6 protein-coding genes are annotated in these 6126 nt (G+C 39.1%); 1 reads left to right on the top strand and 5 read right to left on the bottom strand.

Going from position 1 to position 6126, the window contains the following annotated elements:
- Window positions 1-160: 160 nt before the first annotated feature.
- Window positions 161-472, top strand: coding sequence for an ankyrin repeat domain-containing protein (locus NL42_RS12105; RefSeq protein ID WP_461312931.1), 312 nt, complete (start codon window positions 161-163; stop codon window positions 470-472).
- 44 nt (window positions 473-516) lie between these two features.
- Here NL42_RS12105 and NL42_RS12100 read toward each other — a convergent pair whose 3' ends face one another.
- From NL42_RS12100 to ribF, 5 genes are all read right to left on the bottom strand, one after another.
- Window positions 517-1059, bottom strand: a complete 543-nt coding sequence (locus NL42_RS12100; protein ID WP_016139701.1) for an NADPH-dependent FMN reductase — start codon at window positions 1057-1059, stop codon at window positions 517-519.
- A 135-nt stretch (window positions 1060-1194) separates the two neighbouring features.
- Window positions 1195-1677, bottom strand: a complete 483-nt coding sequence (locus tag NL42_RS12095) for an FKBP-type peptidyl-prolyl cis-trans isomerase (protein WP_004640310.1) — start codon at window positions 1675-1677, stop codon at window positions 1195-1197.
- 1 nt (window position 1678) lies between these two features.
- Complete coding sequence (gene lspA / locus NL42_RS12090; protein ID WP_003655819.1) at window positions 1679-2209, bottom strand: signal peptidase II; 531 nt, start codon at window positions 2207-2209, stop codon at window positions 1679-1681.
- Window positions 2202-5039: an isoleucine--tRNA ligase gene (ileS, locus tag NL42_RS12085; protein ID WP_461312930.1), complete on the bottom strand. Its 2838-nt coding sequence runs from the start codon at window positions 5037-5039 to the stop codon at window positions 2202-2204. The genes lspA and ileS overlap by 8 nt, the downstream gene beginning before the upstream one ends.
- A 61-nt stretch (window positions 5040-5100) precedes the next feature.
- The gene (gene ribF / locus NL42_RS12080; RefSeq protein ID WP_016139698.1) at window positions 5101-6102 is read right to left on the bottom strand and encodes a bifunctional riboflavin kinase/FAD synthetase; all 1002 of its coding nucleotides are present in this window, start codon (window positions 6100-6102) and stop codon (window positions 5101-5103) included.
- Window positions 6103-6126 lie beyond the last annotated feature (24 nt).

The raw sequence follows: 6126 nt of genomic DNA, 5'->3' as shown, positions 1-6126 counted from the left end.
TCAACTTAACAGTTGGGGGTGTTTTTTTATATCAAAAAATAAATGAAATTAAGAATTGATCAATTTTAGGTAATAAAAATAAGCTTTAAAATCAGATTTGCATACTAAGCATGTTTTATGAATATAATAATGATAAAGTTTCTTATTTTTAGGTGTTTACGTGAAAATTAATTCCTTCTCTTTAATACCTGAGGATGATGATGAACTCTCTCTCCCTGAGTTGGTCTATTGGGCTTCTTTAGGTGATTTAGGTCAGGTAGAGCAATTACTTTTAGATGGACAAGATCCTAATCAGGCAGATGATGAAGGCTATAGCGCTTTGCAAGCAGCTGCTGAAAATGATCATTTAGAGATAGTTAAACTCTTGGTAGGAAAAGGTGCTGAAGTCGTTTATAAGAGTGAATATACAGCGTTACAGCTTGCAGAAATGGCTGGTAATATAGATGTAGTAAATTATTTAAAAAGCTTATAAAAATAAAAGACCTCTTATGTTGGTTATAGAGGCCTTTTTAAAATTTAAGATAAATGATATTTCTGTAGTTTCTCCACAATTGATTGAAGTCCTTTTACTTCAAACTCATTAGCTTCGAATTTTTCATCTTTATTACGTTTAAATATATCCCGAATCTCTATCACAGCATTTGGATCAACAATGCTTAAACTTGAGGTGACTTGACGTATTTGGCTAATAGATCGAGAACCATTTGTTGAGCCATATCCAATAAATGCAGCAGGTTTATTACTCCATTCTTTACCAACATAGTCTAGAGCATTTTTTAAGGCTGGACTGTAACCATGGTTGTATTCTGGGCTAATAAAGATAAAAGCATCTGCTTGAGCAATTTTGTCTGCCCATTCTTGTTGTTTAGGTTGATCATAAATTCCGGTAGCGGGTGGGTGAGAGCCTGAAAATAGAGGTAAATCCCATTCTTTTAAATCGACTACTTCTGTTTGGAAGTCATTTAGACCCAATGTTGGAATTGTTGATTCTAGCCAATTGGCAATTTTAATTGCTGTACGTCCTTCACGAACACTTCCTACGACAATATAGACCAGCATGTATTTTTCCTAAGGATTTTTATACTTATAACTTAATTCATTACATGGGTAGCTGAGAATATAGAATTTGTAAGGATTCTTATGTTATGAACAAACTTAAACTATAAAAAAGCCCTCATTGAGAGGGCTTTTTATTTACATGAGTTTAATGCCTTGTTGGCCTTCAGGAGTAACCTTAAATATTTCTACTTCAAAGGTAATGTTTTTCCCAGCTAACGGGTGATTAAAATCAATTTCTGTAATGTCATCATTAACTGACTTCACTACACCAAATAACGTTGTTTTTGCCTTATCTTCAAACTCAATCATATGACCAGGAATAGGGCGTTGTTCAAACTTAACTGTATCGAAAGTTTGAATATTTTCCGGATTCCATGGACCAAATGCATCTTCTGGTGGAAGATGTACTGTACGACGGTCACCAGCACGTAAACCAAATAATGCTTTTTCAAAGCCAGGTAAAAGATTTCCGTCACCAATAGTCAAGGTAACAGGTTCTTCACGGTTACGTGTATTATCGATTTCTACACCATTTTCAATAGCGACAGAAAAGTGTAGATCGACTTTAGAGCCGTCTGTAATACGAATTTCTTCGTTAGGTTGGATAATTTCGGTCATATTATGCATCCGAATTTTGGTTGCGTTGCTTCTCAAGGAAGAATGTATCAATGAGTAGCAAGATGGTACCTAAGGTAATAGCACTGTCCGCAATATTAAAAGCTGGAAAGTGATGATTTTGATAATAAACATGAATAAAATCGACCACATAACCTAGGGTAATACGGTCAATTAAATTGCCTAAAGCTCCACCTAAAATTAAAGCGATGGCTACAGGTAGCACCACCATTTTTTTAGGCATACGAAGCAACCAAAATACAAAAAGGATTGAAACTAAGCCTGCTAAAGATGTGAAGAAATAGCGTTGCCATCCTCCCGCATCAGATAAAAAGCTAAAGGCTGCACCATAGTTATGTAATAGTGTCCAGTTTAAAAATGGAAGCACAGGCACCGGATCTGCGTAGTTCAGATGTGTACTTGCAATCCATTTTGTCCATTGATCCAACACAATGGCAAGGACAGAAAGTCCAAGCCAAATTAAGTTGTGTGGATAAAACTGGAATAAGCCTTTTTTAGCTTGTGAATTAGGCATATTTTCTCACTTCGCCACGACCAGTGACGTTCACAATACAACGACCACATAAACCTGGATGATCGGCATGTGTATTTACATCTGGAAGGACATGCCAACAACGTGCGCATTTTTCACCTTCAGCTGCAGATATTTGTACACGTAAGCCTTCCATTTCAGTTGCTTCACCTTGCTCAGCAAATGGATGTACTACTACTTCGGAAGTAATAAGAACAAAACGGAGTTCATCAGCCAGTTGGTTTAAAACTGTTTGTAATGATTCATTTGCCCAAAGTTCAACTTTGGCTGAAAGATTACTGCCGACAAGTTTAGCGTTACGAGCTGCTTCAATCTGTTTATTTACTGCAGATTTTACGCTAATCAATGTTTGCCAATCTTCTTCAGAAAGCAGGTTTGCTTTTGATGAAACAGGTAAGTCATACCATTCTGAAGTAAATACATACTTTTCAGTTTGTTCTGGAATGAGTGGCCAAGCTTCTTGAGCAGTAAAGCTTAAGATTGGACTCATCCAACGAATAAATGCTTGAACGATATGGTAAAGCGCTGTTTGTGCAGAACGGCGTGCCTGAGAATCTGCTTTAGTGGTGTATTGACGATCTTTGATAATGTCTAGGTAGAAACCACCTAAGTCATTAATACAGAAGCTTGTTAACGCGCTACATACCACATGGAAGTTCATTTCTTCATAGGCAGTGATAATCGTTTGTTGTACTTCGTTTGCACGCTGCAAGATGTATTGATCTAGCGCAATTAAGTCATCGATAGCTAAAGCATCTGTGCTCGGTTTGAAACCATTTAGGTTAGCAAGCAAGAAACGTAATGTATTACGAATACGACGATAGCTATCACTTACACGGCTAAAGATTTCTTTAGATGCCGCGATTTCATAGCGATAGTCGCTAGAAGCTACATATAAACGTAAACCATCAGCACCAAGCTGTTTGATGATTTCTTCAAGCGGAATGTAGTTGCCTAAAGATTTCGACAATTTACGACCGTTTTCATCCACTGTAAAACCATGTGTTAACAAGGCTTTATATGGTGCGCGATTATGAATTGCCATAGACGTTAATAAAGAAGACTGGAACCAACCACGATGCTGGTCTGAACCTTCTAAATATAAATCTGCAGGGCTTTCTAATTCTTCACGTTGCTCAAGTACAGCATAATGTGTTGTACCCGAGTCGAACCATACATCTAGCGTATCGCGAATAGCGTTATATTGTTCAGCATCTTCACCAATGAAGTCTTTCGCGTCACGTTTGAACCATGCTTCGATACCTTCTTGTTCGATCAGTTGAGCAACTTCTTCGATAAGTTCAGGTGTACGAGGGTGTAATTCGTTCGTATCTTTATGAACAAAGAAAGGAATTGGAACACCCCAAGTACGTTGACGTGAGATACACCAGTCCGGACGACCTTCAATCATTGACTCAATACGGTTTTTACCCCAGTTCGGTACAAACTCGATATCATTTTCAATCGCGTTAAGCGCACCTTCACGTAAACCCTTTTGATCCATGTTAATGAACCATTGTGGGGTAGCACGGAAAATAATAGGAGTTTTGTGACGCCAGCAGTGTGGGTAGCTGTGTTTGATTGGTTGATGCGCCCATAAACGGCCTACAGCGCCCAAAGCTTCGATAATCTTTGGATTGGCTTTATAGATGTGCTCACCAGCATAGATTGGAGCAGTCGGTAAATAAACACCGTTACCACCCACTGGATTATCTACTGTAAGGTTGTATTGAAGACCTACTTTATAGTCGTCTGCACCATGGCCAGGCGCTGTATGTACTGCACCTGTACCGCTTGTTGCGATAACGTGTTCACCTAAAATCACTGGAACTTGACGATCAGTGAGTAGTGGGTGTTGTAATGTAAGGTTTTCAAGTTTGTTACCAGTAAAGTCTGCTAAAACTACTGGATTTTCAAGTTTATAACGTTCAATTGCTGAAGCAACTAAGTCTTTAGCAAGAATGAAGTTTTGCTTACCACGTTCAGTAGTCACTTGTACCAATTGATATTCAATTTCGGCATGTAAAGCAACGGCTTGGTTAGCTGGTAATGTCCACGGCGTAGTCGTCCAGATCACAATATCAGTTGGGTCTTGAACTTCTACGTTTAAACGGGCACTTAAATCTTTTAGATCTACAACACCAAAACCAACGTCAATTGCGTCAGATTTTTTATCTTCATATTCAACTTCAGCTTCAGCCAGTGCTGAACCACAGTCCATACACCAGTTCACTGGCTTTAAGCCCGGCTGGATATGACCATTTTTCTGGATTAAACCTAAAGTACGAACAATATCGGCTTCTTGTTTATAGTTCATGGTGAGATAAGGATTATCCCAGTCACCTAAAATACCAAGACGTTTAAAGTCAGTACGCTGTAAATCAATTTGTTTTAAAGCATATTCACGGCAAAGTTTACGGAAAGTCGCTGCGTCAACTTTTTCGCCAACTTTACCTACTTTTTCTTCAACTTTTAGCTCAATTGGCAAGCCATGACAGTCCCAACCCGGAACATAAGGTGCGTCGAAACCAGCCAAAGTACGGCTTTTCACAATCACGTCTTTGAGTACTTTATTGACTGCGTGACCTAAGTGAATTGTACCGTTTGCATATGGAGGGCCATCGTGCAAAATATATTTTTTCTTGCCAATACGCGATGCACGAATCTGCTGATAAATGTTGTCGGTATACCACTCTTCTAACCATTTCACTTCACGTACTGCCAAATTTGCTTTCATTGCAAATTGAGTATCTGGCAGGTTTAGCGTGGCTTTGTAGTCCACTGCATTCTCAGGAGTTTGCTTATCGCTCATGCAAGTTTTCATCCAGTTTAATCAGCTTGGGAGCCGACATGTTTTACAATCAAAATTCGAATTAAAAAGGAAATTGTGTCGTGTCGTTACGGTATTGTCGTAACTGCTGCACGTCATTATCAATTCCTGCCTTAAGTGCTTCAAGCGAAGGGTAGTTCAATTCACCATGAAGATAGTGAAGGAAAGTCACCCGCATAAATAAGCCATACAGATTAGCAGAAACATCAGGGAAATGTACTTCTAATCTCCACTCTGGATGTTCTTGCTGAATGGCTGGACGTGTACCGACATGCCCCGCGCCATATAGGCTGTTTTCATGATATCCGGCAATTCCCGGTTTTTCAGGTGTATCTTGACGCACTTTTTGAGTGAGTGAAGTTGTTTCACAAATGACTTCAACACCATAAATCCCATTTAAACAGGGCTTGTGGCGGTTGAGACGAACGTTAATGGTTGGAAAATCGAGAGTTCGGCCAATCTGGTCGCCATATTGGACACGTCCGGTAATACTGTAAGGACGACCTAATAATTTAGCAGCTAAGGCAAGATTTCCTACCTGAAGCACTTGGCGGATACGAGTTGAACTTACGCGTTCACCTTCAAGTTCAATCGTATGTAGATTTGTGACCCCAAATCCGTAATCTTTTAAAAACTCACTGTTGCCTTGACGGTCTTTACCGAAATGAAAGTCATCTCCTAAAACCAAAGTTTGCGCGTTTAATTTATCTTTTAATAAGTCTGCAAAGGCTGACGCGCTCAGGCTACGGAAATGCTCATCAAATTTAGCAACTGCAATGTAATCAACCCCAAGCTCAGCTAGGTATTCAACTTTTTCTCGTAGTGAATTAATACGAGGAGGGGCATCGTAGCCTTTAAAGAATTCAAGAGGTTGTGGCTCAAAAATCATAACCAATGTTTTTAAGCCTTGTGCTGCAGCAATTTTTTTGAGTTGAGCAATCATCGCTTGGTGACCTAAATGGACACCATCAAAATTACCAATAGTTACCGCTGTTTGAGGTAACTGAAAATTGGGCGATAACGCATTAAGACGAAGCAGTTTCATGAACTTAAAATATGGCTATTTTTG

This window comes from Acinetobacter sp. GN11 (assembly GCF_054823985.1).
The sequence above is the reverse complement of the archived record's forward strand: the minus strand, read 5'-3'. Positions and strand labels throughout refer to the sequence as shown.